Here is a 1,600-nt window from a genome sequence, read left to right as displayed (position 1 = left end):
GCCATGGCCCAAAATGTTAAAAAACTGGCTCTGCTCCTCTCGAAGAGAGGAAAAAGCCTTGTGATCCGGCTAATTAATAAATTGAATTTCCTTAATTTGTTTATCTCCCTGAAATATACAACCCCAAGCCCTTTTCTTGCGAAAAAGCTTGGGGTTTGTCATCAAGCTCACCTTCATTGTATTCATACAATGAAGTTTTTTGGAATTGGAGCGGAAGACGGGATTCGAACCCGCGACCCTCGCCTTGGCAAGGCGATGCTCTACCCCTGAGCCACTTCCGCATTCTGTGGTGAGCCATGAAGGATTCGAACCTTCGACACCCTGATTAAAAGTCAGGTGCTCTACCGACTGAGCTAATGGCCCACATTTGGCTGGGGAAGCAGGATTCGAACCTGCGCATCACGGAGTCAAAGTCCGTTGCCTTACCGCTTGGCTATTCCCCAACATAATTATGGTGGAGGGAGTAGGATTCGAACCTACGAAGGCAAAGCCAGCGGATTTACAGTCCGCCCCAGTTGGCCACTTTGGTATCCCTCCACAATCTGGTGGACGCTGACGGGATCGAACCGCCGACCCTCTGCTTGTAAGGCAGATGCTCTCCCAGCTGAGCTAAGCGTCCTTATGGTGACCCGTAGGGGATTCGAACCCCTGCATGCCAGCGTGAAAGGCTGGTGTGTTGACCGCTTCACCAACGGGCCGTATTATAAAAATGGCTCCTCAGGCAGGACTCGAACCTGCAACCTACCGGTTAACAGCCGGACGCTCTACCATTGAGCTACTGAGGAATATTTGAAATGGAGCGGGTGAAGGGAATCGAACCCTCGCATTCGGCTTGGAAGGCCGATGTTCTACCACTGAACTACACCCGCCAATTTGGAGCGGAAGACGGGATTCGAACCCGCGACCCTCGCCTTGGCAAGGCGATGCTCTACCCCTGAGCCACTTCCGCATTCTGTGGTGAGCCATGAAGGATTCGAACCTTCGACACCCTGATTAAAAGTCAGGTGCTCTACCGACTGAGCTAATGGCCCGCATTTGGCTGGGGAAGCAGGATTCGAACCTGCGCATCACGGAGTCAAAGTCCGTTGCCTTACCGCTTGGCTATTCCCCAACATAATTATGGTGGAGGGAGTAGGATTCGAACCTACGAAGGCAAAGCCAGCGGATTTACAGTCCGCCCCAGTTGGCCACTTTGGTATCCCTCCACAATCTGGTGGACGCTGACGGGATCGAACCGCCGACCCTCTGCTTGTAAGGCAGATGCTCTCCCAGCTGAGCTAAGCGTCCATCATTAGTGGCCCAAAAAGAGAAATCCTGGATCTGAATGAAAGGAAAATCAAAATATGGAGCTTCCTACCAGGCTCGAACTGGTGACCTCTTCCTTACCATGGAAGCGCTCTGCCAACTGAGCTAAGGAAGCATAACATGGCTCCTCAGGCAGGACTCGAACCTGCAACCTACCGGTTAACAGCCGGACGCTCTACCATTGAGCTACTGAGGAATATTTGAGATAAAAAAGACATCAATTATTATAGCCATTTTATTCTATTTAGTCAAGTGTTTCGACACCTAAAAACAGAGATGGAAGAAGAGTTGCAAC

Annotated in this window: 15 tRNA genes; all 15 read right to left on the bottom strand. The window is 50.9% G+C overall.

Features of this window, described 5'->3' with window-relative positions:
- Positions 1 to 206 precede the first annotated feature (206 nt).
- Positions 207 to 281 (bottom strand) — tRNA-Gly (locus H2C83_RS16985).
- A gap of 6 nt (positions 282 to 287) precedes the next feature.
- A tRNA-Lys gene (locus H2C83_RS16980) sits at positions 288 to 363 on the bottom strand.
- 5 nt (positions 364 to 368) lie between these two features.
- Positions 369 to 443, bottom strand: a tRNA-Gln gene (locus tag H2C83_RS16975).
- A gap of 9 nt (positions 444 to 452) precedes the next feature.
- Positions 453 to 537, bottom strand: a tRNA-Tyr gene (locus tag H2C83_RS16970).
- A 6-nt stretch (positions 538 to 543) separates the two neighbouring features.
- Positions 544 to 619, bottom strand: a tRNA-Val gene (locus H2C83_RS16965).
- 3 nt (positions 620 to 622) lie between these two features.
- Positions 623 to 698, bottom strand: a tRNA-Glu gene (locus H2C83_RS16960).
- Between the two features lie 12 nt (positions 699 to 710).
- Positions 711 to 785 (bottom strand) — tRNA-Asn (locus H2C83_RS16955).
- A gap of 10 nt (positions 786 to 795) precedes the next feature.
- Positions 796 to 869, bottom strand: a tRNA-Gly gene (locus tag H2C83_RS16950).
- Positions 870 to 874: 5 nt separating this feature from the next.
- Positions 875 to 949: transfer RNA gene (locus tag H2C83_RS16945), tRNA-Gly, on the bottom strand.
- A 6-nt stretch (positions 950 to 955) separates the two neighbouring features.
- A tRNA-Lys gene (locus H2C83_RS16940) sits at positions 956 to 1,031 on the bottom strand.
- A 5-nt stretch (positions 1,032 to 1,036) separates the two neighbouring features.
- Positions 1,037 to 1,111, bottom strand: a tRNA-Gln gene (locus H2C83_RS16935).
- A 9-nt stretch (positions 1,112 to 1,120) separates the two neighbouring features.
- Positions 1,121 to 1,205: transfer RNA gene (locus H2C83_RS16930), tRNA-Tyr, on the bottom strand.
- Between the two features lie 6 nt (positions 1,206 to 1,211).
- Positions 1,212 to 1,287: transfer RNA gene (locus H2C83_RS16925), tRNA-Val, on the bottom strand.
- A gap of 57 nt (positions 1,288 to 1,344) precedes the next feature.
- Positions 1,345 to 1,420: transfer RNA gene (locus tag H2C83_RS16920), tRNA-Thr, on the bottom strand.
- 6 nt (positions 1,421 to 1,426) lie between these two features.
- A tRNA-Asn gene (locus H2C83_RS16915) sits at positions 1,427 to 1,501 on the bottom strand.
- Positions 1,502 to 1,600: the final 99 nt, after the last annotated feature.

This window comes from Thermoactinomyces mirandus (assembly GCF_013868055.1).
Lineage (GTDB): Bacteria > Bacillota > Bacilli > Thermoactinomycetales > Thermoactinomycetaceae > Thermoactinomyces > Thermoactinomyces mirandus.
This window is presented reverse-complemented; position numbering and strand designations above follow the sequence as displayed.